The 24,412-nt window shown below is 56.0% G+C and carries 22 protein-coding genes; 13 read left to right on the forward strand and 9 right to left on the reverse strand.

Going from position 1 to position 24,412, the window contains the following annotated elements:
- The 7 genes from tpx to Pan181_RS23160 all read right to left on the reverse strand — a co-directional run bounded on the left by tpx (position 1) and on the right by Pan181_RS23160 (position 5,098).
- Positions 1 to 519 carry a thiol peroxidase gene (tpx, locus tag Pan181_RS23130; RefSeq protein ID WP_145250799.1) on the reverse strand — a complete coding sequence of 173 codons (519 nt, stop codon included), beginning with the start codon at positions 517 to 519 and terminating at the stop codon, positions 1 to 3.
- A gap of 115 nt (positions 520 to 634) precedes the next feature.
- Positions 635 to 1,192 (reverse strand): hypothetical protein, encoded by a 558-nt coding sequence (locus tag Pan181_RS23135; protein WP_145250802.1) that lies wholly within the window; start codon positions 1,190 to 1,192, stop codon positions 635 to 637.
- A 130-nt stretch (positions 1,193 to 1,322) separates the two neighbouring features.
- A complete protein-coding gene (locus Pan181_RS23140) occupies positions 1,323 to 2,147 on the reverse strand; it encodes a PEP-CTERM sorting domain-containing protein (RefSeq protein WP_145250804.1) in 825 nt (274 codons plus the stop codon).
- 479 nt (positions 2,148 to 2,626) lie between these two features.
- Positions 2,627 to 3,046 carry a TadE/TadG family type IV pilus assembly protein gene (locus Pan181_RS23145; protein WP_145250807.1) on the reverse strand — a complete coding sequence of 140 codons (420 nt, stop codon included), beginning with the start codon at positions 3,044 to 3,046 and terminating at the stop codon, positions 2,627 to 2,629.
- Positions 3,047 to 3,076: 30 nt separating this feature from the next.
- Positions 3,077 to 4,168 (reverse strand): vWA domain-containing protein, encoded by a 1,092-nt coding sequence (locus Pan181_RS23150; protein ID WP_261342261.1) that lies wholly within the window; start codon positions 4,166 to 4,168, stop codon positions 3,077 to 3,079.
- 64 nt (positions 4,169 to 4,232) lie between these two features.
- On the reverse strand, positions 4,233 to 4,643 hold the full coding sequence (locus Pan181_RS23155) for a TadE/TadG family type IV pilus assembly protein (RefSeq protein WP_145250813.1): 411 nt from the start codon (positions 4,641 to 4,643) through the stop codon (positions 4,233 to 4,235).
- Positions 4,640 to 5,098 (reverse strand): hypothetical protein, encoded by a 459-nt coding sequence (locus Pan181_RS23160; protein ID WP_145250816.1) that lies wholly within the window; start codon positions 5,096 to 5,098, stop codon positions 4,640 to 4,642. The genes Pan181_RS23155 and Pan181_RS23160 overlap by 4 nt, the downstream gene beginning before the upstream one ends.
- A 290-nt stretch (positions 5,099 to 5,388) precedes the next feature.
- Between Pan181_RS23160 and Pan181_RS23165 the strand changes: the two genes are divergently transcribed.
- The 8 genes from Pan181_RS23165 (at position 5,389) to Pan181_RS23200 (ending at position 15,439) form a co-directional block, all read left to right on the forward strand.
- The gene (locus tag Pan181_RS23165; protein ID WP_197528626.1) at positions 5,389 to 6,480 is read left to right on the forward strand and encodes a retropepsin-like aspartic protease; all 1,092 of its coding nucleotides are present in this window, start codon (positions 5,389 to 5,391) and stop codon (positions 6,478 to 6,480) included.
- A 79-nt stretch (positions 6,481 to 6,559) separates the two neighbouring features.
- A complete protein-coding gene (locus tag Pan181_RS23170) occupies positions 6,560 to 7,195 on the forward strand; it encodes a hypothetical protein (RefSeq protein WP_145250823.1) in 636 nt (211 codons plus the stop codon).
- Positions 7,196 to 7,225: 30 nt separating this feature from the next.
- Positions 7,226 to 8,188 carry a hypothetical protein gene (locus tag Pan181_RS23175; RefSeq protein ID WP_145250826.1) on the forward strand — a complete coding sequence of 321 codons (963 nt, stop codon included), beginning with the start codon at positions 7,226 to 7,228 and terminating at the stop codon, positions 8,186 to 8,188.
- Between the two features lie 269 nt (positions 8,189 to 8,457).
- Positions 8,458 to 9,468: a DUF1214 domain-containing protein gene (locus Pan181_RS23180; protein WP_145250829.1), complete on the forward strand. Its 1,011-nt coding sequence runs from the start codon at positions 8,458 to 8,460 to the stop codon at positions 9,466 to 9,468.
- A gap of 155 nt (positions 9,469 to 9,623) precedes the next feature.
- Positions 9,624 to 10,544 (forward strand): hypothetical protein, encoded by a 921-nt coding sequence (locus tag Pan181_RS23185; RefSeq protein WP_145250832.1) that lies wholly within the window; start codon positions 9,624 to 9,626, stop codon positions 10,542 to 10,544.
- Positions 10,545 to 10,721: 177 nt separating this feature from the next.
- Positions 10,722 to 11,363 carry a YdeI/OmpD-associated family protein gene (locus Pan181_RS23190; protein WP_145250835.1) on the forward strand — a complete coding sequence of 214 codons (642 nt, stop codon included), beginning with the start codon at positions 10,722 to 10,724 and terminating at the stop codon, positions 11,361 to 11,363.
- Between the two features lie 114 nt (positions 11,364 to 11,477).
- Positions 11,478 to 12,854 carry a sulfatase family protein gene (locus tag Pan181_RS23195; RefSeq protein WP_145250837.1) on the forward strand — a complete coding sequence of 459 codons (1,377 nt, stop codon included), beginning with the start codon at positions 11,478 to 11,480 and terminating at the stop codon, positions 12,852 to 12,854.
- A 362-nt stretch (positions 12,855 to 13,216) separates the two neighbouring features.
- On the forward strand, positions 13,217 to 15,439 hold the full coding sequence (locus Pan181_RS23200; protein WP_145250840.1) for a cation:dicarboxylate symporter family transporter: 2,223 nt from the start codon (positions 13,217 to 13,219) through the stop codon (positions 15,437 to 15,439).
- On the opposite strand, the gene Pan181_RS23205 is transcribed toward Pan181_RS23200, so the two are convergent.
- Positions 15,436 to 16,071: a hypothetical protein gene (locus Pan181_RS23205; protein ID WP_145250844.1), complete on the reverse strand. Its 636-nt coding sequence runs from the start codon at positions 16,069 to 16,071 to the stop codon at positions 15,436 to 15,438. The two genes, Pan181_RS23200 and Pan181_RS23205, sit on opposite strands and share 4 nt — an antisense overlap.
- A 1,318-nt stretch (positions 16,072 to 17,389) precedes the next feature.
- Here Pan181_RS23205 and Pan181_RS23210 point away from each other — a divergent pair.
- The 5 genes from Pan181_RS23210 to rimI all read left to right on the forward strand — a co-directional run bounded on the left by Pan181_RS23210 (position 17,390) and on the right by rimI (position 21,580).
- Positions 17,390 to 17,998 carry a hypothetical protein gene (locus Pan181_RS23210; RefSeq protein WP_145250847.1) on the forward strand — a complete coding sequence of 203 codons (609 nt, stop codon included), beginning with the start codon at positions 17,390 to 17,392 and terminating at the stop codon, positions 17,996 to 17,998.
- 167 nt (positions 17,999 to 18,165) lie between these two features.
- Entirely contained in the window at positions 18,166 to 18,993 is an 828-nt protein-coding gene (locus tag Pan181_RS23215; protein WP_145250850.1) for a hypothetical protein, read from the forward strand.
- Between the two features lie 427 nt (positions 18,994 to 19,420).
- On the forward strand, positions 19,421 to 19,732 hold the full coding sequence (gene ppnP, locus Pan181_RS23220) for a pyrimidine/purine nucleoside phosphorylase (RefSeq protein ID WP_145250853.1): 312 nt from the start codon (positions 19,421 to 19,423) through the stop codon (positions 19,730 to 19,732).
- Positions 19,733 to 20,027: 295 nt separating this feature from the next.
- Positions 20,028 to 20,615: a hypothetical protein gene (locus Pan181_RS23225; RefSeq protein WP_145250856.1), complete on the forward strand. Its 588-nt coding sequence runs from the start codon at positions 20,028 to 20,030 to the stop codon at positions 20,613 to 20,615.
- 446 nt (positions 20,616 to 21,061) lie between these two features.
- Entirely contained in the window at positions 21,062 to 21,580 is a 519-nt protein-coding gene (gene rimI / locus Pan181_RS23230) for a ribosomal protein S18-alanine N-acetyltransferase (protein WP_145250859.1), read from the forward strand.
- 118 nt (positions 21,581 to 21,698) lie between these two features.
- On the opposite strand, the gene ppdK is transcribed toward rimI, so the two are convergent.
- Complete coding sequence (gene ppdK, locus Pan181_RS23235) at positions 21,699 to 24,389, reverse strand: pyruvate, phosphate dikinase (RefSeq protein WP_145250862.1); 2,691 nt, start codon at positions 24,387 to 24,389, stop codon at positions 21,699 to 21,701.
- Positions 24,390 to 24,412 lie beyond the last annotated feature (23 nt).

Consider the following 24,412-nt stretch of genomic DNA (forward strand, 5'->3'; position numbering starts at 1 on the left):
TTACGAGGCCGACTTCAGCGCGGCCAAGGCAGCTTCGTAGTCGGGTTCGTTGGTAACTTCTGGCACGTACTCCGCGTGCACGACTTTGCCAGTGCTATCGAGCACAAAGCATCCCCGGCAGAGGATCTTCAGCTCTTCCATTAGCGTACCCCAGCTGTTGCCGAAGTTGCGATCGAAGTAGTCGCTACCGACCCGCATGTTGGTGATCTCTTCAGCACCGCAGAAGCGGTTCATCGCGAACGGCAGGTCGAGGCTCACCGTGACCGCGTTCACCGAGTCGCCCATGCTGGCGAGTTGCTCGTTGAACTTCTTGGTTTGAATGGCACAGACTCCCGTGTCGAGCGAGGGAACAATGCTCAGCAGCGAAGGCTTGCCTTTGAGGTCAGCCAATGTGAGCGTTTGCAGGCCCCCTTCGAAATAGTGCAGGGTGAAATCCGGCGCGTCCTGCCCCACGGCGACAGCCTCGCCGGCCAGAGTCATTGGATTGCCCTTGAATGTAACCGCTCCAGAGCGAGACATACGTGTACTCCCTTGTTCATACTTTGCTTAGTGAATGTGCCGCGTCGCTGCACTCAGTATCGCGCCGGACAGCGATAGATGACAAGGGTGGTAGAATTGTGCGACATGCAGCCGACTACTGAATCGCTTGTTGATAGCAGTGATCGAACAATAACTCCCATTCGGCTTGCTGCACCGCCCGGCAGAACTCCGCATGGGTGTTTCGTCGCACCGCTTGCTGGCAAGCGTCGACAAACGCCATGGCGTCCCAATTGCCAGCAGGCAGCACGCCTGCTGCATCGAACTGGTCGGCCAGTTGCTCGGCGACTCTGGCCAAGGGTTCGTACACGGGGTGATACCCAACGTTGCGGAACCAGTACTTGGCGTTCGAGAAATCGCCCTCCCGGCGGTGCATGATGCCATGCCAGAAGCTGCCGGTCGGTCCGCTAATGCCTTGGCTGATGTTGTGTGAATCGTCGAGGTAGTCGTACAACAACCACACGCCCGACAAGCACGCCTGGGCCATGGTGCGATCGGCCACTGCGGCTGGCTCGAAGGTGGTTTTCGGCGACATGGCCGATAAGGCATCCCACGCAGCCCGATCGGCTTGTCCTTCGTCCAATGGTCGGCAACGGTCGATCGAAAGCAACTCAGCGAACTTTGGTCCGTATTGCTCGGGTTGAAAGTCGTGCATGGCGGAGTCGGGGGGTAAGAGTAGTGAATGCCCCCGTGAATATACCCGGAGCCTACCGCGCATCAAAAGACCCACTAGCAATCACGATCGATCACTAGTGGGTCTTAAGTTGTACGTAGAGCGTTGCCAGTTAGGCAAGCTTGCGATACCCCACTAGGCCAGCAGCCAAACCGACCAGCAGCAACACGCTGGTTGGCTCAGGTACATTCTGGTATTCAGGGTTCGTGACCGACACGGGAACGATCGTGAGATCTTTCTTGTCGATGCTGGCAATCGTCACTGGCGACGCTTCCGCAATCGCGTTCAGGCGGTTATCGATCACGATCTCGGCCTTGGTCACGCCGAACTCGTAGGTTACTGTCGACAAGGCAGTAGCGAAGTCGATGAACAGGCTATTGTTCCATTCGCCAGCAGTCTCGGTAGCACTCGCCATGTCGAGCGAGAAGATGTCGGTGCCCGACAGTTCCCAGGTCGATGCCCCCGGATCGGCCACGGGGGCGCCGTCGATTTCGAGGATGTGCACTTCGGCGTACAGAATGGCTTCGACCAGCGTGCCAGCGCCGCCAGCGCCGGTAAGCGAGTACAGGCCCGACTCGTCGATGGTAATGCCGGTGTAGCCACCAGCTACGGTGTCGCCTGTGCTAAGGGCCATCATTTCGACATTCAACTGGCCATCGAGCGAATCAGAAAGACCAGTCGAGGTTTGTGCTTTGACACCAAAGGTCTTGGGGTCGAAATCGAGCTCGTCGCCATTCAGCTCAGGCGCGTCGTAGAGCGGGGGGGTCGACGTGGAGAAGGAGCTCTCAGTCACGTCTTTGTACATGGTAATTGCGGGTGCTGGATCGGGACCAAAGTCGCCGTAGTCCACAACAAATGCCGCATAGGAAGTACTGGCTGCGGCCGAAACGCAACTCATCAGAAGCCAAGCAAAAGCTCGGCGAATGTTAAAACTCATAAGGTCTATCCCCGTTGTAAGTTCAATTGTTCTTGGAATTCCTTGTCGTTCGCTCGACAGTGATTTGCGAGAGTGGATCGCAATCAATTGCGATCACTGGTTTCGCCATTAGCTATCCCCAAACACTTGCTTACAAAACTAGTTGCCCCTCACCACGATCCGTTCCAAAGCATCACTGGCGTCATCGCATCGACGTCTGCCGAAAACATAAAACGACCTCTCTATCATTCACCTCCCACGCTGCGCATGGAGAATCAAATTGGTGAATCATGGAGAGGTCGCTTAATAGGCTTTGCCGATTGTGGGAGTTTTGAATTCCGTGAGATCTTCTCGCTGCTAAAGTTTTCCTATCCTTCGCACACTATCTCCAGCCTACACAGAACCGCAGGTAGGTCAACAAATGCGCAAGCAAGAAATGAAGTTTTCACAAAAAAGCAGGACTGTAATGGTGTAAATCAACCATCACAATCACTGGAAAACTAGCGAGTTTCGACACGTTCAGTGCGAAGCGTCGCCCTGGTGTCGATCGTTCTGCCCCGAGAAAAAGTGGGCAAGAGCAGCAAATTATTGTCGACCGGCACCTGCACCCGTACGGTGACTTCCGAGGTATCGGAGGTTACCACCTTGGGGTCCACCGAGATGGTGGCACCCCGCGTACCGACGGCCGACATGATTCGTTGGGCCTCGGCCACCGCTTCGTCGGCAGTCGCTCCAGGCACCATCGCGGTTCGCGAGGCTTCGTACGCTGCATTGTCGGCGGTGTGGCGAATCACGTTGAGCCAGCTGAACTCAATCAACGCGAAGATCACCATGAAAAAGATCGGTGCGCAAATAGCGAACTCGACGATCACAGCGCCGCGACGATTGGATGGCTGCCGACGGGTCAAACGTTGAAACATAGCGGATACTCTTGGTTGGCTTGGCTCACTCTAATCGGTCAACAACACCGGCAGCGTGCGGGCGATTTCTTGGAACACGGCACTCAGGTCGCCCGCCGAGTCGGCATGAAAGTGCTTGCCGCCGGTAATCTCGGCGACCTTTTTCATTCGGCTCTGATCGGCACCAGGGCTGAACGAGATGGTGTGTACCACCACGTCTCGGGCAACGGCCTGCTTGGCGGTGTTCGTGGGGTCGACCCCCAGGTTGTGAAGCCCGTCGGTCATCAGCACGATGGTCTTCACCGCGTAGGGTCGCGACCGCTTGCTGCAGATTTCGTTGATACCTTCGTTCAACCCTAGACCAATCGCGGTACTACCGCCGATGCCGTTGGTCATGAAATCGTCCATCACAGCGCGAATAGCCGAGTAGTCATCGGTGAGTTCCTGGCGAACGTCAGCGACCTTATAGTCGAGTTTCAAACCTCCCCCGCAGTTGAGCTTGAAGTTGCTGCTATAGCTGGCCAAGGCAACGTGTTCTTCGGGAAAGGTGAGTTCCAGTTCGTCGAGAAACACGTTGATCGCATCGTTCAAGGCCCCAAAACGAGTCCCTGGATCAAGCGGTCCGCAATTCTGCCCATTGGCATTCCGTGTGGAGCCTGCTGGCAATCCCATCGAACCCGATCGATCGATCACCAAGCAGATATCGCGATCGAGCACCGTGGAAGTCGCTTGCTGGCGGGGTTCAAACTGATTGACACCTAGCACGCGGGCGAAGAACAGGTTCACCGGCCCGCCGGCCGAGCCTTGGGTTCGCAGCCCGTCGACCCGCACTGCATTGATCACCCCCTTCTTGGTGGGAGTGAATTGAAAGCGGCTGCCGTTGAATTGCTCCGACAGACCAAATTCCACGTCGCCGGGCGCTACTTGCATGGCGGTGCCGGCCACCTGGTTGCGACTGGCTGCCTCGATGGCCGCCGCCCGAGCAGTGTCCATGTCTTGCGATGTCGACAGTACCTTCGCCCCGGCGCGAGCCGCTGCGTCGGTCGCCGTTCGCAACTCAGTATTCACCAGTTGCATCCAGGCAATATCGATAGCGATAGCGGACAGCACCACTATCACTGGCAGCAGGAACGCCACCAGCACCAAAATGGCACCGCGTCGATTCGACCGAGATCGGGATAAGGGGTGGACAAGTCGTAGGTTCAACTCAAATCTCCTTCATCATCACGGCCGATGCCTGGATGGTGCTACCTCGGAAGAATTTCACTGGGACAACCGCGTTTTGGCTCGATGGAGCCGTGACCTGAATGGTCATGTACTCGCCGACATTCAACTTTTCGATGTCTTTCGGCAACACCTGAATCGTTGCGCCGCTGATGTTTCGGTCGTTAAGGATGCCTTGGCAGGTCGCGGCGACTTCGGCCGTGGTAGCCCCCGGCTTCACTGCCGTGTGCGAGCCTTCATAGGCAGCGATCGCCAGCGACTGCTTCAGGAAAATCATGCTACAGGTCTCGATCATGCCGAGCATGATCAGCATGATAATCGGCAGACATACGGCGAACTCCGTCGCGGCAACACCGCGACGTTTCTTGGAGTTTCGGTTCTTGCGACGGATCATACGAGTTGCTCCTCCTTGACGGTGTCGTCCCCTTCGAGCGTTGCGGAAGGCTCATCGTGCAGGCGGCCGATCACTTGATTCAAGTCGTCGGCAATCTCTTTCCAGAAGTCCTTCTCACGGAATTTTACGTGCCCTGGGTTTTCGCCTTGGGCCAAACTATGCAGCACCTTTCGCAGGCGGAACACAGGTCCCACGAAGCGGTGACTGAAGCGAATCGAGTCGTAAATGAATACGGGAATCAAGCAGGCCAGTACCATCAACAGCGGACCATAGGTCCACCAGGTATCTGATACCACCGCACTAATGGGACGGAAGGGATCGTTCATCCACTCCAATCCGAGCACCAGCACACACACAACCGCGTTATATATCACCCAGTGCCAGAGCAAACGCCGCCACAAGGCGCCTTGCACTTTGGGATCGACATACAGTTGGCTGCGGGAATAGCGACTCATCGTCATTTACCTTCAGTAGGAGCGAAGGAAAGGGAATTCGGGTTCATATTCGAGAAAGCCTACTCCACGAATAGTTAGGCGGCCGGCGAAACCTGCTTGCAGTCTTCCAACTGCGCCCCGTGACTGTTCGCTGCCAGCAGTACGACCGACAGAATCGGCACGAAACCATCAGGCCGGTTCCTTGCGGAGCAGTGCATCTGGTGAGTTTGCCCCCCTCCCAGGCCGGTGGTACGATGGAGACTCTTGCGTGCTGCCCCCTCCCCTGCCCTACTTGCCGGAGCTTGCCAACCATGTTGCGATCGCTAGCGTCGAAATCACTGCTTTCCCTCGCCATGCTGGCAGCCATGGCGGCAAGCCATGCCGACGAGCAATCGGCCACCGCTACGTTGGAAGCGGCCGGCTTCTCCGTGAGCGGGTCGAAGCTTGTGACCGAGAGCGAGCGGGAACTCAGCAACCAACTCCGCGCGACCAGCAAGCTCCGCAAGGACCTGCTCGACGCCACCCGCGAACTCGCAGGCGTGCAGGCGAAGGTCGATGAGTTCAAGGCTCAGCTCAACGGTCTGACCCGCCAGCGGGTACAGCTCGCAACACAGCTTGCCAACGTCCGGCAAGGCGATGTCGCGACCAATAACAAGATTGTCGGAGCCATCCAGGCCCTCGACGGGCAGCTCGAACTGCTCAAAGGCAAGCAACCTCAAGCCGACGAGGCGATTGCCAAAGCCCGCGGCGGCTGGAACAAAGCTCGCGAAGCCTACCTGAGCGAAGTGCTGGAACTCCGCACCTTGGCCGACAACGCAACTGCCATCTACGACGAAGCCGCCGAAAACAAAGAGCTGCAAGCTGCCGTGGAGGAGCTGAACAAGTCGACCGGCAAAGAGTTTTCGCTCGAAGCCCCGCGCACCCTGGCGAGCTCCATTCGCAAGCTCGAAAAGATCGAAGACGACGTGCTGACCGAATCGATCACGTTGCGGCGGCAAGGCAACACGCTGTTTGCGAACGTGGTGGTGAATGGCAAGTACGAAAAGGAAATGGTGGTTGACTCTGGGGCGAGCATCCTCAGCCTGCCCGCCAAGGTCGCGCAGGAACTCGGCATCGAGCCCACCGCCGACGATCCTCCCGTGCAACTCATGATGGCCGACGGTCGCACGATCGAAGGTCGCCTGGTCACGATCGACGAAGTCCGCGTAGGGCAGTTCACCGTGCAGAACGTCGAAGCCGCCGTGCTCGGCCCCGACGCAGTCGGTGCCGAACCGCTGCTTGGCATGAGCTTCCTGGGTAATTTCAAGTTCGAGCTCGACGCCAAAGCGGGCACACTGAACATGGTAAACATCGAAGGGGCGAACCCTGCCGACGAGAAGCCAGCCCGCGGGCGTAATCGATAATCACTCATTCTGCCGCGCAGGCGTGTATCAAGCCGAAGCCGTGCGATTTCCTGGTCCTCTCTTTTGCGACGAACCCTTCATGCTCAGAACGTTGACTATCATCGGGTGTTTGCTAGCCGTTCCGGTGGAAGCAGCGGAATGGAAATCGGCCGATAGTAAGTTGTCGGTCGAAATACCCGATGAATCGAAGTTCGTCATTGGAGAGGCCGATCCTCCCATCGCTGCGATTTGGATCTCGAATGACGAGACCATTAAGTTGAGTGTCGTGGAGGTCCCGATGCCGCCAGGGGTGAAGCTTATTCAATCCTCAGCAGAAGAAGGTCTGGCAGAGGAAATGGGCGGAGAGATCATCGAATCGTCATCAAGACAGCTCAATGGGCACGACGTGTACTTCATGACATGCCATGGCACAATACAAGACACGGAGCTCTATTTCTCGCAATCGATCGCAGCCATCGAAGGCAAAGTATACAAGCTCATGGCCATCGGAATGGGCAGGGACATTCGTGGTGACGCGGATGTCCACCGATTCTTCGACTCGCTTCAAATCCACGTAGCACACCGCCCTTCCCCTGCCAGAAGCCGCACCGCCGAACGGGAAGAAGAGGACGATCAGACTTCTGTAGACAATTGGTCTGGGAAAATCGGTGCTATCAGCCTACTGTTCCTTCTTGGTTTTGGAGTCTCCAAGCTCTTGTCGAAGAGCCGTCGATAGCCCTGAGCAATCTCGTAGGAGCTTGTTGTCATGAGCCACTTTTGCGATCGTCGCGAATTTGCCACTCGCATGGCGGCGTTGCTCGCCAGCGTGTCGGTTCCAGTGTTCGAGTTCGCCTCGGCTGAGCAAGCAGCAAACGCCCCGCAGCGACTGGTGCGATTGGGAATCAATGCGTTGGCTCGCGCACCGGAGCTGAACTACTTTAACGATGGGCATCGTGGGGCCGCCATGATTTCGGCCCATATGATGTGTACCGACAACGAGTTCGACGATGCCGCAGTGGCGAGGATCGGCCAACTCTTCGATCTGAATTGGGCGAACTCCAAACTCTGCCAACCATATCCCGATGGCGACCCGGTGCCGGATGCCGCTGCGCAGGTCGGCAAGGCGCTGGCCGCGGGGGGAACCTTACTCCGCCAGGTCGGACATGACGCCATCTTTGCCATGCACGCGATCAAGGCGTTCGAAATGATGCCGGAGCTGGCGACCCCCGAGCGCACCGCAGGCGTCTGCCGGCTGATTCGTTCGTTCAAACCCTGGCGCGACGTGGAACCGGATCCCGAGGTCGATCCCCCACCGTTTGCCGAGTCGGCGGCCGCGGCTCGCTTTGTATTGCAGGAAGCGAGCGAAGCAATCGACCGCTTTGCTGGCTACGGGCAAGGCTTTGCCGGACATATGCTGACGTTTGGGCAGTCGCTCATCGAGTTAGCCGATTCGGGCCACGAGGAGTATGCCGAGGGGTGTCGCACTGCGTTTTGCAAGTATGTCACGGTCACCCGCCAGGGCCCCCAACCAGGCGACCGTAAGATCGCTCCCCATCGCCCCAGCGAGCTCCGTCCGGAAGTCGCGGAGTACTGGAACAAGCGGGGAGATCACACGCTGGGCCTCGGTCACGTATTTAAGTACCCCTACGCGTACTACGATTTGGTCGCCCGGGCCGACGATGCGGAGCTAGCCGAGAAACTCGACGCAAAAGCCTGGCGGATCTTCTAAGTGGCTCGCCTTCTCGTAGCCGCACCACCGCAGAGCAGCGATTGTGCCCCCAACCGTCTGCTCACCAATTGCCAAGTATTGCCCTGCTCTTTTTTTGTTGCGCCAAACGAACTCCATCGATTCCACGATGACGGGTGGAAATTGCGTGTACTTACTTCCCAGACGCTTCGCTTGTGGTATCCTGCGTAGGTAGCTTGGCTATCGCGGGGGGGTTCTTGTTTTGTGTGTGAGCCCAAGTCTGGATTTCCTTTTCTAAGCGGGGGTGCGTCATGTTACTATTTCGAGCGATTGCGCTGACAACGATCTGTCTCTTTTCGGTATCCACCAATGCAGGTGAGCCGGTAAACGTGATGAATTACATTCGCGCCGAGAGCGATATGCAATTCAAAGGGTACGCCAAGACCAACGGAGGTATCGGCAAGCTGGTGCACATGCGCGAGCCTTACTCGGTGGAACATCAAATTACGATTCGTGGCAATCGCGACACACTTTATTCGTCGGCGGTGTTCGACCTAACTTCGCCGGTGACGATCGTCAAACCAGCTTCGCCCGATCGCTTCCAATCATTGTTGGTGATCAACCAGGATCACTTTAATCCGGTACTCAAGCATGGCGCCGGCACCGTGAAACTTACCCTCGATAGCGTAGGTACTCGCTATGCGATGGTGCTGTTCCGCACGTTTGTCGACCCCGACGATCCTGCTGATGTGAAGAAAGCCCACGCATTGCAAGATGCCATTGAGGTGAAACAAGCTGCGTCTGGCAAGCTCGATCTGCCCGACTGGGACGAAGCGTCGCTGGTCGAGACCCGCCAGCAACTCAATCAACTCGCCAGCAAGGTCCCTACGTTTACGAACGCCTTTGGGAAGAAGGGGCAAGTGAATCCGACCGAACACCTGCTCGGCAGCGCGTTTGGCTGGGGTGGCAATCCGGAGCGGGGGGCCATGTACTTCAGCTTCGCTGTGGAGCAGAACGATGGCAAAACGCCCTACACGCTAACCATGCCCCAAGATGTTCCCGTCGATGCCTTCTGGTCGGTTACCATCTACAACAAAGAGGGGTTCTTCGAACCAAACGACCGCGGGCTCTACTCGTACAACAGCATAACCGCCGAGCGGAACAAAGATGGAAGCGTCACCATCCACTTCGGCGGCGATCCCCAGCAATCCAATTATCTGCCAATCACCGATGGGTGGAATTACATCGTGCGATGCTATTTGCCAAGCTGGAAAATGCTGGAAGGCGACTGGACCCCACCAAAAGCCGAAAAGACCAAGTAGGCTGCAAACACCGCCACTTTTTGATCTTCGGCCAGCACCGATACCCTCCAAATCTCTCCTGCCTGTAACAGGCACTCTCTCCCCACGTACATGGTGGTGAACACGGGCAGCATCGCCCGACACCGCACCACCACTTAACGCATTGGGAGAGAGTGATGATCACTAAGAACCGCAAGTTTGGCAAGGGAATCGAGTCGCTCGAGGCCAAAACCATGATGGCCGGCGACGTGGCTGTGAGCTTTGATGCAGGCGACTTGTTCTTAAACGAAGCCGCAGGCGACATCGGCGAAAACCAGCAAGTGCAGGTCTCGCAACTCACCGATGGGCGGATTCAGGTGCAAGGTCTCAATGGCACCGAGCTCGACTACGTCGTCCGCCGGGGCGATGCGCTGGGCCGCGGCCAGTCGGTCGAGGTGATCGACGCCGACACGATTATCATCTCCGGCATGCAGAACCTGAATGCCAATCTCGGTGAAGGGAACGACTTGTTCCAGACCACCGGCGAGAAGATGAGCGTAAACAACGTGAACATCGACATGGGCATCGGCAACGACAGCGATCGGGTAAACCTACAGCGTGTCGTCGCCAGCGGTTTGGTTAGTATCTCGACCGGCGGAGGGAACGATAGCGTACAAGTCGCCAGCAGCACCTTATTGAACGACGATGACGCCCTCGAAGTCTTTACCGGCGACGGCCTTGATAGCGTGAACATCTTCCGCGTTTTCTGCGAAGGCGACGTGCTGATCGATACATCCGATAACAACAATCTGAATGAGCGAGACACGGTAAACGTAATTGTTAGCGAGATGGACGACCTCGAAATCAATCTCGGGGGTGGAAACGATCAAGTCGACCTCGCCTTCGTCGATCTCGACACAGCCGAAGTCAACGCTGGCGACGGCGACGACGACGTGCACGCTGCGGCTGTTGATGCCTTTCTCTTCGACTACAACGGCGGAAGCGGCTTCGACGAGTTCTTCAATTATCGCACGAACTATGGTTATAACCCCGATAACGATTTCCAAATCGACTGGTTCTCCAGTGTCGAGCAGTTCAACGACAAGGACGATCTATAAACCTGCCTGGCAGTGGTCTTGCCAAGGTTTTGCGAGCAGCCCCGGATCGGCCGATGCCATCCGGGGCTTTTTTGTTGGGCCTTGCGAATTGTCGTTCCGTCGGCAGTCGCCCGCGATATAATCGCCGGGGACCTATAAGCTGAAACATACGCACTCCCTTCGAGATCTCCCTCGCCCATGCATCCCGACGTTCACCAATTTCTTCGCAACGAGAAACGCTGGCCCGACGAGCTTGCCGCGCTCCGCGAAATTGCCCTCGAGTGCAAGCTGTCCGAAACGTTCAAATGGCGGGCCCCTTGTTATACCTATGAATCAAAGAACATCGTGATCCTTGGTTCGTTCAAAGAGAGCTGTGTTATCAGTTTCTTTAAGGGGGCATTGCTGAAGGATCCCAAAGGGGTGCTCGAAAAGCCGGGTGAGAACTCCCGCTCGGCGATGGTGGTTCGCTTTACGAGCATCGCGCAAGTGAAGAAACTTCGTACGACGCTCAAAACCTATATCCGCGAGGCCATCGAAAACGAAAAAGCGGGGCTCAAGATCGACCCGCAAAGCGCTCCCGAATTGCCAGTGCCCAAAGAACTCGAGCAGCAACTCAGCAAATCGCCGAAGCTGGCCCAGGCGTTCGCGGCCCTTACGCCCGGGCGTCAGCGGGCGTATCTGATGCATATCTCATCCGCCAAGCAATCCACCACTCGTCTGGCCCGCATCGAAAAGGTCCGCCCTCGCATTCTCGATGGCAAAGGGCTAAACGACTGCACTTGCGGACTCTCGAGGAAGATGCCGGGTTGCGATGGTTCGCATAAATCGCTGAAGCAGTAAGGAAGAGAATCTCGCTCGAGCCAATGCTGCGACTTGTACGGCTGTTGTCCCGGCGCTATGCTCAGGATTCGGCATCCGTGTTCGCTGCTGCACTTTTCTTGCGAGTCTTACGTCATGTATATTCAGGCGATTGTACTGCGTATTTCGATTGCTCTGCTCGTTTGTCTCTCGCTCTGCCCTGCCCTTGTGCGGGCTGAGCAACCGATGAACATCGTGTTGCTCTTCGCCGACGACTGGCGACACGACACGCTCGGCGTGGCCGGAAATCCCGTGGTCCAAACTCCTCACCTCGACCAACTCGCGAACCGAAGCGTGCGCTTCACTCAGAACTGCGTGACTACCAGCATCTGCGGAGTCAGCCGGGCAACGCTACTCACAGGGCAGTGGATGTCGGCCCACGGTTGCCGAGGCTTTACCATGTTCGAAACAGACTGGGAAGATACCTTTGTGTCGGTGCTGCGATCGCATGGCTACCACGTGGGACACGTTGGCAAATGGCACAACGGACGCTTTCCCAAAGAGCAGTACGACTTCGGCACCGCCTACCATGGCAAGCACTGGTACAACGTCGATGGCGAGCGCATGCACGTGACCGCCCGCAACGACCGCGACGCCCTCAAGTTCCTCAACGATCGCCCTCGCGACAAACCGTTTTGTTTAGTTACATCGTTCTTCGCTCCGCATGCTGAGGACAACAGTCCCGAGCAATACCTTCCGCAGCCATGGAGCGAGTCGCTCTACGAGGGAGTCACCATCCCGCGGGCGGAGAATGCAACGGAGGAATCTTGGGAGCGGTTACCGCCGTTTTTTAACGAGCAGAACGAAGGCCGCGCCCGCTGGCGGAAGCGTTTCGACGAGTCCGCAAAGTACCAGCGGATGATGACGAACTATTACCGGCTGGTTTCCGAGGTCGATTCGGTGTGTGGCAAGATCCTCGCCGAACTCGACCGCCAAGGGATTCGTGACAACACGCTGGTGATCTTCACCGCCGACAATGGATACTACCACGCCGAGCATGGGTTGGCCGACAAATGGTACCCGCATCAAGAAAGCATCCGCGTGCCGCTGATGATCGACGACCCTCGCCTTCCCGAATCGCGGCAAGGTACCACCGACGAACACCTGACGCTCAATGTCGACCTGGCCCCCACCATCCTGGCGGCCGCTGGTTTGCCGATTCCTGCTACGATGCAAGGTACCGACATCGCCCCGCTTTACCTCGACGCGTCGCCGCCGGAGTGGCGGACCGACTATTACTACGAGCATCCAACGATTCGCGATACGAGCTTCATTCCCACGTCCGAAGCGCTGGTGACTCCGCAGTACAAGTACATGGTTTGGCCCGAACACAAGTACGAACAATTGTTCGACTTGAAAGACGATCCGCAGGAAGAACATGACCTCGCCAGCGATCCCGAGCAACAGCAGCGACTCACCGAGATGCGGCAGCGGTTCGCGGAACTCAAAGCCAAGGCGCAGAAAGCTCCCTAGCATGATTCTCCCTTTGCAATCATCGCTGCTAGCTTCGTAGACGTACGCTCTTTCGCACCGGCGATGCACTTTGTTCAGCCGTTTCTCGCTGGACACTTTGTCATCTCCACCGAGCGGCCTACACTACCCAATCCATGGCGACGCTGCTGCTTTCTTAGGCAGCAGCCAGTCGCCTGCGCGATCTCTCAGGCGGCACGGTACTCCTAAACCGTGTCGAGACGCGAACTTAGCGACCTATCGCTCGAGCGGCGCGCCTTTTGCGAATCGTTGAGCGATAGCAATCGCAGTGCGCGCTGCCAGCCCGCTCGCACTGCAAGCAGAGGCGACGATTTACAAACCGATTGAAGTCCCTTGGGGAGACGATGCAGCGACTAAGCCTGACCACTTACATTCTTATTGGCCTGTTTCTTGGTATCTTCACCGGCGTGCTGATCGGCGAGCGTGCTGAGGTGCTCAATCCCATCGGCAACGGATTTATCCGCTTGCTACAATTGCCAGTGCTGCCCTACTTCATCGTCGCACTCCCCCTAGGTTTTGGGCGGCTGAGCTACGAAGAGGCAAAGCTCACCGGCGCCCGTCTGGCGCTGTTTTCTGTATTGCTGTGGGGGCTCGCGATCGCGCTGGTGATGCTCTTGCCGCTCACGTTTCCCGAGCTCGAATCGGCTAGCTTCTTCAGCCACTCGATGGTCGAACCGGCTCAGAAAGTCGACTTCGTCGAACTCTACATTCCCGCCAACCCGTTCAGCAGTTTGAGCGAAGCGGTAATCCCAGGCGTCGTCGTCTTCGGGGTGGCTCTCGGCATCGCCCTGATCGGTGTCCCAAACAAGCAGCAGCTTCTCACGGTACTCGATAGCCTGGCCGACGCGTTGGGACGCATCACCGGATTCGTGGTCAAGCTCACCCCGATCGGTGTGTACGCCCTGGCCGCGAGTGCCGCTGGTACGATGACACTCGAAGACCTCAGCCGCCTGCAGGTCTACCTGATTGCTTACACCGTGGGAGCATTGATGCTGTCGTTCTGGCTCGTGCCGATGCTCGTATCGTCGCTCACTCCGTTCAGCTATCACGATGTGCTCCGCGCCACGCGGGTGCCGCTGGTCACGGGGTTCACCACTGGCAACCTGCTGGTGGTGCTGGCCATGCTCGCCGAAAACTGCAAGCAACTCTTTCAAGAACAAGAAGAACGCAGCCGCCGCCATGCCGAGTCGGTGGTCGACGTCGCGCTGCCGATTGCCTTTACGTTTCCGAACCTCGGGGTGGTACTGTTGCTGCTCTTTATTCCCTTTGCAGGCTGGTTCACTGGTGCGCCGGTCTCGCTGGCCGACTATCCGAAGCTCAGCGTGCTCGGCTTTTTCAGCTTCTTTGGCAGCGTCGAAATTGGTTTGCCCTTCGTGTTGCAGCAACTGCGGATCCCGACCGACATGTTCCGTCTGCACGTGGTAACGCTGGTCTATATCGGCCGCCTCGCCACGATGCTGGCAGTCATGCACCTGGCAGCGGTCGCGCTGTTGAGCGCGGCAGGCAACGCCGGGTGGCTGAATGTTCGCCCCCGCAAACTCATGACGTACGCTACCACGTCGGCTTTGCTGCTGCTGGTGAGCATCGGCTCCGCTCGGATGCTGCTGCAGAACACCGTGGATCAAACCTATTCGAAAGACCAAGTGCTTACCGGAATGCGGGCGACGAGCAACTCGCCAAACAGCGGAGTACATCGCGAACCGCCCGAACCGATTGAGAACGAGCAGCAAGCCACTCCGCTTGAGTTGATCCGTCAGCGCGGCGAGCTTCGCGTTGGCTACGACCCTGACGGACTGCCGTTTAGTTTCTTTAACGACCGCGACGAGCTGGTCGGTTTCGACATCGAAATGACCGAAGCCCTGGCCGACGAACTCGGCGTCGAGGCCGTGTACTATCCCTACGACAAACTGGCCATGGTCGAAGGTCTCAACGGCAACCGTCGCTACGACATGCTCGTCGGCGGGCTGTTCGCGACGACTCGCCGGGTGGAAGCCATGCGTTTCAGCGATCCGTATCTCGACCTGCACCTGTCGCTCATCGTGCCCGACTATCGCAAGCAGGAATTCACCAGTCTGCACCAACTTCGCAGCGATCGCCATCTTCGTATCGGCGTGCTCGAACGCCCGTACTTCGGTGCTCGCATTCAACAAATCGCTCCCGACGCAGAGATTGTGCTGCTCGACTCGCCGCGGCCGTTCTTCGAAGGCGAACAGAAACTCGATGCCCTGGTGATGAGCGCCGAAGCTGGCAGCGCCTGGACCCTGCTCTACCCCGACTACACGGTGGTCGTGCCGAGCGATGCCGAGTTGACCGTGAGCGTTGGCTATCCAATGCCGCTGCAGGGAACCCATTTGGAGAACGTCGTGAGTCACTGGATCGACCTGAAGCAAAAGGATGGCACGATCGACGGACTCTACGCCCATTGGATCGAAGGCAAGTCGGCCGAAGATAGAGGCCCTCGCTGGAACGTGATGACCAACGTGCTCGGCTACGGAACCCAGCCCGAAAGCGACACGACTCTCACCACCCGCAAGATTACGAACCCAGCCGTGTCGACCGCCCGCTAAAGTAGTGCATTGCTTGATTGGTTGGAGCCTGACATCAACAAACCAATGGTCCGCGTCAGGAAGTAACTCACAAAGATCAAGCAACCGATTGCCATCAGCGATTCGCCGAACAAGGTCGCCTGCCCCAGGAGTGACGATACTGCTGCCACGCAGGGGAACGAGAGTGCTGCGATCCAAAACGCTTTCATGACCACACTACCTGGCGGTCCAAACAACTCGCGCTGCGAGATCTTCTTCCACCATAGTGCAAGCGAGATCAGCAACAGCGAAGCTAAGAACACCACATCAACAAAGCCTTGAAACATCGCCTTGCTCCAGTAAATAAGCCAGCGGTTCAACAAGTGGTATTCTACCACGCCTCGACGTTTGAGTACGCCACAATCGCCATTCACAAAAGTTGTTGTGCTGGGAGAGCCAACATGCATCCCTCGAGACCGTACATAATGTCGAATCGAGGCTGCCAGAATAGATTCCCAATTTACCCACCGGTGGGAAAATTGAATCTGCGCGTACTCTGTAAAACCAGAGGTTTTCGCGAGCGAATAGATTCCCATTTCCCAAAACGCATCGAGTGGGAATCTATTTTCGCGGTGCCTGGCGGTCGCAAGTCGTTTGTCAGCAATGAGTTGCATCAACACCTCCGCGATAGTTGCCCCAAATAGATTCCCATGGGTGGGAAAGTATTTTGGGGAGGAGTCAGGAAGCAGGATTCAGGGGACAGGGAAGTTTGGGATTTATGATTTCTGAAGGATGATTTCTGACTTGGGGATGTCATCTTGAAGGAGCTTCCAGCGACTGAAAGATCTAGCCTACCGCTTCCAGCCTAAAGCCTACAGCTTTAACAACCGCGCAGCAGCGAACTCCCACGCCGGCAAACCTTCGCCAGCGCGTCGCTAGTATTCTGACCTTTAGAAAATCATCACATCTGGTTCACCTCCAATCACCAAAAAAGCCAACAGCCGATAGCTGAAAGCCGACAGCCAACGACCACCTGTCCATTGGAACACCACCGGTGGCCAATTTCCAGCGAAAAGTGGAGAGAATCTAAGCATCAAATTTAACCCTCCCGTTTGCGGGAGGGTCGGGCTATCAGGCCCGGGGAGGGCAGCACCCGAGCGTGGCTCGTCCACCGACGCAACTTGACTGGGCTATCACCCCCAACCGGCAGCAACGCCCGCCTTTTCAAGCAATCGGTGAAAGGGGAACATCGCCCGCAAAGGGTTGGGGCAAACTGGCTCCTTCACTTTGCTTAGGCAAAACAACACTGAGAGATATGCACGCTTTATGGAGCCACATCAGTTGTAGTCAAAGACGGTTCAGTCTTCGTCTCATGCATAACTGGCGGTGAGATTTTCCGCGGGTGCGTAGTGCTAGAACCGTAAAGGGCACAAAGCCGTTCAAGAGTCATACTCGGAGACTGGCATCCGGGCACAACGAAAAACAGAATTACGAGTAAAAGCAGTAGTCGCATTGCGTCGCAGGAAGAGGTAAGGAGACAGCGCCATCTTCTAGTACATTAGACGCTTATCGACGTGATGGAAATGCCAAATTGGCATTAATTCGTCGGTGTGAAACACCCAATCCGCTTAGCCACCAACAAAGCTCCTCAGGTACGCTATTCGCCGGAAGATTTTGGGGTGATGATTCAGTTAGCTTCGGAGACCGTCGAATTGATCGAGATTGTGACATCCTCAGCTACTAAGCAATGGCAACGTCGCGGGTACACCCTACTCGAAGCCATATCTGCAGTATCCACCTAAATAAGCAGCGATCTGGCCGCAAGCCTCTTGGTGATTTGACTATTGGGATTCCGTATTTGTAAGATCATTGGGAGATAAACAGAATCCAGTTTGTCTAATTAACGTTATTTGCCCGAACCTTCATCTGTCAGAAACGGTCCAGCTAGGTATGACCACGTTTTCACCAAAATGCTTTTCGCGTTGATCCATTATGACTGAATCGTCAGATATGTCAAAATACAAGCCTGGCTCACTGTTTGATGAGCCGCCAGTCGGGGTCTTCCACGATCAAATGGCTTGTGTTGGTACTAACGGCGGTCCTTATCAGTTTGATGACTTTGCCCATGGATACTTTGAAGCGGCTCGGCGAATAAGTGCCTCTCTCGTAGAAGATGTTGGATTTATTGATATTCTCGTATACCCGATTGCTTTTTTGTATCGGCAAGGCTTAGAACTCGCGATCAAGCACCTCATCTATTTCCTTTCGCCACACTACGGCGCCGGTAGTTCGCCAGTTTTGAATCACGGGATTATCAATAACTGGAAGATCCTTCGACCTCTAATTGAAAGTCACGCCACCATTCATCCGCACCGGGAATTGGCACGCAAACAATTAGACGGAATCGAAGCTATTGTTACCGATTTCGATAAATTCGACCCGAAGAGTTTTGTGTTCCGGTATCCCGAAGATAAGTCTGGCGGGGTATACATCAAAGATCATATGCGTATTGACGTTGCTCTTTTAATCCAGGAATTGACCCTCGTGATAAACTGGTTTGAGAATGTGGTAACTGGGACGCGTGAGGATCTTATCGCATAAGTCGCAAATAACAAAGCGAAGTGACGGAGCGAAAATCGCGTTCCGACTTTGTCGCATTATCAAGATCCCTCGCTTTTCCGCCCGTTGTTCGCCATCGTTCTCTGGCAAATCGAACCTTTGCTACAAATTGGCGTCATGCCGTAAGCCCCATAAACATGGAATGACGTATGACACCGGCAGAGACTTTTAATCTACTGCAACAAGAGGGATTCCTCTTTCAGTCATCGCTTACACAGGGGCTTACTGCACTGCGTAAGGCCAATGATTCCGATTCGCAAAAGGGCAACTACTACGTTGCATTCTTTCAGTTGTCGATCGGTCTAGAGCGATTGATGAAAACAACAGTGATCATCCACCATATGTGGAGAAACAGTTTTTCCACTCCGTCTAGTGACGTTCTTCGCCGACTTGGACACCGCCTCCGAGATCTATACTCGCACTTGCAATCACTCGATGGTGTTGACGACAACCCATTGGGCAAGATCGCAACTACGTCGATCAGTTTTGACATTCTGACTGTACTCGACTCATTCGCACGGTCATCGAGGTACTACAACTTAGACACGCTGGCTGCCAGCACAACTGCTTCGAATCCGATCGATGACTACAAACTAGTGATGCAACGCATCCTCGAAGAGGATATTGCGCAGAAGGTTGTCAAGCGAACGATCGCTCGCCAATCTGCTCTTGCGACAAACATGTCGCCTATGGTGTTCGCAGTTGATCCCGCTGCACCGAATGAATCATCACACGAAATACTGACCCGGAGCTTGGTTAATCCTGCGCTGCAAGAACTTGCCAGTCCTCACGCTGTGTACCACACCGTGGTGCTGATAGCAGCATTGAAGGATTTGATTGAATTCGTCGTGAACTCGACCCATTCGGCCGCGCAACAAATGGGGCAGACGCAAATAGCTGTGCCTTACATGGACGAGTTCTTGGACTTCGCGTGGCTGAACAAATCGCACATACTTAAGAAAAAACGATGGCCATAGTCACAATGCCCAGATAACAAAGGCATGAACGCGGAGCGACCGCCAGCGCGTTTCCAAATGGGACATCTTAGGCTGTCGCCCGGTTGTGACCGACGTTACGGGGCTCGTCGGCAGTCCCTCAACCAACATCGGTGTGCCCAACCCCCGCGTATCCCCATGTGTTAGGCAAACCTGCCGAATCGATTTCGCTCCGCGCGTTAGGGAGCACCAACGCTAGCCGACTGCAGCACCGCGTTCAAAGTGATACACAGGGCGCGTTCGCCTGCCGCATGATCCGTGGGATACTTCACGCATCGCCAAAGCAAGCAGTATAACCAAGCGGTGAACGGGAGTCCCCGATGACGCGGGTTATTGTATCATCGTCACTTAACGCCTACCCCGTTACCGCCGGCGTTATGTTTTCAAAAGCAATTAGAGATACCGAACTATGTCGCAATTCAACGATGTGTCCATTACCAGAGAAGCAAACATCTACTTTGACGGAAAAGTTACGAGCAGAACCATCCATTTTCCCGATGGGACGAAGAAGACCCTGGGGATCATGATGCCAGGAGACTATGAGTTCAACACGGAGGCAAAAGAACTGATGGAAATTCTCTCTGGCGATCTCGAGATTCAACTTGTCGGTGAGGAGTGGAAGAAGATCGCACCTGGCGGATCCTTTGAAGTTCCGGCCAATTCAAGCTTCAAATTGAAGATCGTCGAAGTCACCGACTATTGTTGTAGCTATCTGGCCTAGAACCGAAACATAACCAGTAGCTTCACACGACGGCATGCGCCAGAACAAACGTCGGCGGTGCCCATTTGTCGCTAGAACCGCTTGGGGCGATGAACCTCAGTTAGTTTCCGAGACCGTCGAATTGATGGAGGTTGTGACAACCTCAGCGACTTAACTAGGTGCCTTCAAAACGCATAGGCGTGTCACGCCGAGGCAGTTTGGCACCCTCAGTCGGAAAGAGTTAAACTTACAATATGTCATGCTCAGAAAGCATAGAAGTTAAATCAACTCACCTCCTTGCTCTTGTTGCATTGCCATGCAAGCCGCCAGCATCCCCGAAGACTTATCATGGTGGCAGCGTGCGTTGCAATTGCTGCTGGCTCCAATAGTATTGCCAGTGTCACTTCTCGTAGTCGGAATCCCGCTACTGATCATCGTCCTAGTGTCATTGCCTTTTTCTGCTTTTCACCGCTGGGCTGCATTGCGGCGTGACGACCGCTTGGAGGACCGACTTGCAAGCGAAGGGCGGTGTCTTCGGTGGCAGGAGTTGAAGCACCTCATTGCACGCAAGGGAGGGACGCTTATTGTCGAGGTGCGACATAAAGACTGCCCAAAGTTGTGGTGGACCGAGGACGATATGAGAAACCACTTTGCAGGCTGGCTACCTTGCCTGGAAGAAGCGATGGAAGAATTGTTCACTCCAGGAAGTATAGACGACTTTACGGAATGGTGTTACGACCGATATCTAGTGGAACCCGGGGGCAAAGCGATTCTTTGCCAGCGGTCTTCAGCTTCGCTTCGTGTTGCTGAAATTTCGATGACTGCTGAAGAACTCAATCCCAAAACAGGTGTTGCCTACGTGCCAAGCCTTCACCGGGCAGAAATAGATGGGCGACCTGTTTAAGTGCCTCGGCCACATCGTTCGACGCGGGTCTCGCCGAGCCACGGAACTGCCCGCGGTGTGCCCAACCCCCGCGTATCCTCATGTATTAGGCAAACCTGCCGAATCGACTCCCAGCCGCGCAGTAGTTAGCACCAACGCTAGCCGGTCGCAGCAGCTCGCCCCGAGTGGTTTGCGGACGCATCGCCGGCCGATTCCAGTGGCCCACCAGGCGATGCTGGCTCCCCCACCGGCCAATTGGAAATGGGGCCAAATAGTCGCCCGACATACCTACCAAGGCGACGTTTGCACGATGGTGCTAGCAATAGGACAAGGGCGGCATTTATCTCGCTTGGCACCACCAGCCGGTTTTGTTACCTTGCGGCCCTCAGTTGGGACAAGTGGCTCGACCGCTGCTTGTTCCTGCCGATAGATGACCTCATCTGGCCGACACGGAAGGATGGCCCCTTATGCAAGTTCAGGGCAAAGAGAAGCTGCGGGTTCATATACGTTGGATGATCCGCCGCGATATGGGCGAAGTGCTACAAATCGAGAAGGGAAGTTTTGAGTTTCCTTGGTTCGAGGAGGACTTCGTTCGCTGCCTACGCCAACGAAATTGTATCGGCATGGTTGCCGAACATGGCGAACGGGTTGTCGGCTTCATGATTTACGAGCTGCACAAGACTCGGTTACACGTGCTCAATTTTGCCGTGGCTCCCGAGTATCGCCGATTGGGCATTGGTCAGCAAATGATCGAGAAGCTAGTCAGCAAACTCTCCAGTCAGCGCCGCACCCGGATCTCGCTGGAAGTTCGCGAAACCAACTTGTCCGCACAATTGTTCTTCAAGCAAAACGGTTTTCTTGCGACTGCCGTGCTGCGAGATTTTTACGACGATTCCACGGAAGACGCCTACGTTATGCAGTACCGCATCATGAACGAGACGGAGGAGTACGAATCCTCCAACCGCATTCATCGTTTGGCAGGCTGAATTACCTCGTAGTTAGCATCGCAAAAAAGAAAAAACCTGGAGGCTCCTTACGGAACCTCCAGGTTTTTTTGTTAACGTCACGTCCGGCCATTTTGGCCGAGTGCTCCTGACGGATCGCTTAGGCGTCCTTCAGGGCAGCTTGGGCAGCAGCCAAGCGGGCGATTGGCACCCGGAACGGGCTGCAGCTCACGTAGTTCAGGCCAACCTTGTGGCAGAACGCGATGCTGGCAGGATCGCCACCATGCTCGCCGCAGATGCCGAGCTTGAGCTTGCCGTTGGTCGCACGACCCTTTTCGACAGCGATCGAGACCAGTTGGCCCACGCCGGTGGTGTCGAGCGATTGGAACGGGTCCTTCTCGAGAATCTCTTCGCCCAGGTAGTCGGGCAGGAACGAGTTGATGTCGTCGCGGCTGTAACCGAACGTCATCTGAGTCAGGTCGTTCGTGCCGAAGCTGAAGAAGTCGGCCTCGGTGGCCACTTCGTCGGCGGTCAGAGCAGCACGAGGAATCTCGATCATGGTGCCAATCAGGATCGGCAGCTTGCCATCGAACTTCTTCTTGGCCTTCACGTCTTCGATGGTTTCCTCGGCGATCTTACGCAGCATCGACAGCTCGTTCACGGTTCCGACCAGCGGAATCATGATTTCGGGCTGGGCGTCGATCTTCTTCTTCAAGCAGCTGATCGTCGCTTCGGTGATGGCGGTAACCTGCATCACGAGAATCTCGGGATAGGTCACGCTCAAGCGGCAACCACGGTGACCAAGCATCGGGTTGGCTTCGTGCAGCTGAGCCACGCGGTTCTTGATCTTGGCAGTGGTGATGCCGGTGGCCTTGCTCACTTCGGCTTGGCTCTTGGCGTCGTGCGGCAAGAACTCGTGCAGCGGGGGATCCAGCAGACGAATTGTCACTGGCAGACCCTTCATGGCCTTGAAGATGCCTTCGAAGTCTTTCCGCTGGTAAGGCAGCAACTTCTTGAGAGCCGCTTCGCGAGCTTCCTTCTCTTCGGCCAGAATCATCTCACGCATGTGGATAATGCGCTCAGGCTCGAAGAACATGTGCTCGGTACGGCACAAGCCGATGCCTTCGGCACCGAAGTCGCGAGCACGCTTGCTATCGGCCGGCGAGTCGGCATTCGTGCGAATACCAAGCTTGCGGTACTTGTCCGACAGCTTCATCACGGTTTCGAAGTCGCCCGACAGTTTGGGCTCGACGGTAGCGAGTTCGCCGCCGTAGACTTCGCCGGTCGAGCCATCGATCGACAGCACGTCCTTGTGGGTGTAGGTCTTGCCACCGACTTTGATCTTGCGACCCTTTTCGTCGATTTCAATAGCACCTGCACCAGCGACGCAGCACTTGCCCCAACCACGGGCAACCACCGCAGCGTGGCTGGTCATACCACCGGTGCTGGTCAGAATACCAGCGGCCGAGTGCATGCCGTCGACGTCTTCAGGCGAGGTTTCCTTACGAACCAGCAGCACCTTTTCGCCGTTGTGGGCACGCTCCACCGCTTCGTCGGCAGTGAATGCTAGCATGCCGAACGCGGCACCCGGCGAAGCGGGCAGGCCGATCGTCAGCGGCTTTTCCTTCTTCTTGGCAGCCGGATCGAACGACGGCAGCAGCAGCTGAGTGAGGTCGTTTGGCGGAATCCGCAGCACGGCGGTCTTCTCGGTGATCAGCTTTTCCTTGACCATCTCGCAAGCGATCCGCACTGCAGCAGCACCGGTCCGCTTACCAGTACGAGTTTGCAGCATGTACAGCTTGCCACGCTCGATGGTGAACTCGATGTCTTGCACGTCCTTGTAGTGCTTCTCGAGCTTGGTCTTGATGGCCATCAGCTCGGCGTGCACCTTCTTGCCGATCGTCTTGTCGGCGTCGCACTTCCACTTCGGCATTTCGGCCACAGGTTGCGGGGTGCGGATACCAGCGACCACGTCTTCGCCCTGGGCGTTCACCAGGAACTCGCCGTAGAACTTGTTCTCGCCGGTCGAGGGGTTGCGGGTAAAGGCGACACCGGTGCCGGAGTCTTCGCCCATGTTACCGAACACCATGCTCTGCACGTTAACGCCGGTACCGACCAGGCCGGTGATACCTTCAATGCGGCGGTACGAGATGGCCTTGTCGCTGTTCCAGCTCTTGAACACCGCTTCGATAGCCAGCTCGAGCTGCTTGATGGGGTCTTGAGGGAATTCTTGCTTGGTGTGCTTCTTGTAGACCTTCTTGTACTCGGCTACGAGTTCGATCAAGCCCTTGGTCGGAACTTCGGTGTCGAGGTCGACGCCGTACTTCTTCTTGATTTTGCTGAAGGCTTCTTCGAAGTACTCGTGGTGCACTTCCATGACCACGTCGCCGTACATGTTGATCAAGCGACGATAAGCGTCGTAAGCAAAACGCTCGTTGCCAGTGTCGTTGGCCAGGCCAACCACCGACTCGTCGTTGAGGCCCAGGTTGAGGATGGTGTTCATCATGCCGGGCATCGACAGAGCAGCACCCGAGCGTACGCTCACCAAGAGAGGATTGTTGGTGTCGCCGAACTTCTTGCCGTTTTCCTTTTCCAGGATGGCTACTGCGGCGTTCACTTCGTCCATCAGGCCGGTCGGAAGCTTTTGCTTCTCTTTGTAGTACTGGCCGCAGCACTCGGTGGTGATGGTGAAACCTGGAGGCACTGGCAGGCCGATCGAGGTCATCTCGGCCAGGTTGGCACCTTTGCCGCCGAGCAGTTGCTTCATCGATCCGTCGCCGTCGGTACGGGTCTTGCCGAAGTAGTACACCATCTTCGACTTGGAGCTGGAAGATTTCTTCTTCTTGGCCATGCCTGGGTTGTCCTTGGTATTCT

Source organism: Aeoliella mucimassa, assembly GCF_007748035.1.
Taxonomy (GTDB): Bacteria; Planctomycetota; Planctomycetia; order Pirellulales; family Lacipirellulaceae; genus Aeoliella; species Aeoliella mucimassa.

Excerpts from the sequence above, each read along its gene's own strand:
- tpx (WP_145250799.1), bottom strand. The coding sequence starts at position 519 with ATGTCTCGCTCTGGAGCGGTTACATTCAAGGGCAATCCAATGACTCTG.
- Pan181_RS23135 (WP_145250802.1), bottom strand. The coding sequence starts at position 1,192 with ATGCACGACTTTCAACCCGAGCAATACGGACCAAAGTTCGCTGAGTTG.
- Pan181_RS23140 (WP_145250804.1), bottom strand. The coding sequence starts at position 2,147 with ATGAGTTTTAACATTCGCCGAGCTTTTGCTTGGCTTCTGATGAGTTGC.
- Pan181_RS23145 (WP_145250807.1), bottom strand. The coding sequence starts at position 3,046 with ATGTTTCAACGTTTGACCCGTCGGCAGCCATCCAATCGTCGCGGCGCT.
- Pan181_RS23155 (WP_145250813.1), bottom strand. The coding sequence starts at position 4,643 with ATGATCCGTCGCAAGAACCGAAACTCCAAGAAACGTCGCGGTGTTGCC.
- Pan181_RS23160 (WP_145250816.1), bottom strand. The coding sequence starts at position 5,098 with ATGAGTCGCTATTCCCGCAGCCAACTGTATGTCGATCCCAAAGTGCAA.
- Pan181_RS23165 (WP_197528626.1), top strand. The coding sequence starts at position 5,389 with ATGTTGCGATCGCTAGCGTCGAAATCACTGCTTTCCCTCGCCATGCTG.
- Pan181_RS23170 (WP_145250823.1), top strand. The coding sequence starts at position 6,560 with ATGCTCAGAACGTTGACTATCATCGGGTGTTTGCTAGCCGTTCCGGTG.
- Pan181_RS23175 (WP_145250826.1), top strand. The coding sequence starts at position 7,226 with ATGAGCCACTTTTGCGATCGTCGCGAATTTGCCACTCGCATGGCGGCG.
- Pan181_RS23180 (WP_145250829.1), top strand. The coding sequence starts at position 8,458 with ATGTTACTATTTCGAGCGATTGCGCTGACAACGATCTGTCTCTTTTCG.
- Pan181_RS23185 (WP_145250832.1), top strand. The coding sequence starts at position 9,624 with ATGATCACTAAGAACCGCAAGTTTGGCAAGGGAATCGAGTCGCTCGAG.
- Pan181_RS23190 (WP_145250835.1), top strand. The coding sequence starts at position 10,722 with ATGCATCCCGACGTTCACCAATTTCTTCGCAACGAGAAACGCTGGCCC.
- Pan181_RS23195 (WP_145250837.1), top strand. The coding sequence starts at position 11,478 with ATGTATATTCAGGCGATTGTACTGCGTATTTCGATTGCTCTGCTCGTT.
- Pan181_RS23200 (WP_145250840.1), top strand. The coding sequence starts at position 13,217 with ATGCAGCGACTAAGCCTGACCACTTACATTCTTATTGGCCTGTTTCTT.
- Pan181_RS23205 (WP_145250844.1), bottom strand. The coding sequence starts at position 16,071 with ATGCAACTCATTGCTGACAAACGACTTGCGACCGCCAGGCACCGCGAA.
- Pan181_RS23210 (WP_145250847.1), top strand. The coding sequence starts at position 17,390 with ATGACTGAATCGTCAGATATGTCAAAATACAAGCCTGGCTCACTGTTT.
- Pan181_RS23215 (WP_145250850.1), top strand. The coding sequence starts at position 18,166 with ATGACACCGGCAGAGACTTTTAATCTACTGCAACAAGAGGGATTCCTC.
- ppnP (WP_145250853.1), top strand. The coding sequence starts at position 19,421 with ATGTCGCAATTCAACGATGTGTCCATTACCAGAGAAGCAAACATCTAC.
- Pan181_RS23225 (WP_145250856.1), top strand. The coding sequence starts at position 20,028 with ATGCAAGCCGCCAGCATCCCCGAAGACTTATCATGGTGGCAGCGTGCG.
- rimI (WP_145250859.1), top strand. The coding sequence starts at position 21,062 with ATGCAAGTTCAGGGCAAAGAGAAGCTGCGGGTTCATATACGTTGGATG.
- ppdK (WP_145250862.1), bottom strand. The coding sequence starts at position 24,389 with ATGGCCAAGAAGAAGAAATCTTCCAGCTCCAAGTCGAAGATGGTGTAC.